Annotated in this window: 1 rRNA gene; it reads left to right on the top strand. The window is 52.6% G+C overall.

The features are described 5' to 3' along the window. Positions 1-58 (top strand): 16S ribosomal RNA (locus P0Y67_RS22980); the annotation flags it as partial. Positions 59-251 lie beyond the last annotated feature (193 nt).

The following is a 251-nucleotide window of genomic DNA, read 5'->3' as shown; positions in this document are numbered from 1 at the left end:
TGGGGTGAAGTCGTAACAAGGTAGCCCTAGGGGAACCTGGGGCTGGATCACCTCCTTACCTAAAGACTGTGTCGTTGATGCAGTGTCCACACAGATTGCTTGGTCGAAATGTAGAGAGCCACTCATGCTGCCCAACAGCATGGGTACAAATTAGCGAACATGTTTCGCTGACAGAATTAGAAGTCCCATTCGTCTAGAGGCCTAGGACACCGCCCTTTCACGGCGGTAACAGGGGTTCGACTCCCCTATGG

This window comes from Photobacterium sp. SP02 (assembly GCF_038519165.1).
Classification (GTDB): domain Bacteria; phylum Pseudomonadota; class Gammaproteobacteria; order Enterobacterales; family Vibrionaceae; genus Photobacterium; species Photobacterium halotolerans.
The sequence above is the reverse complement of the archived record's forward strand: the minus strand, read 5'-3'. Positions and strand labels throughout refer to the sequence as shown.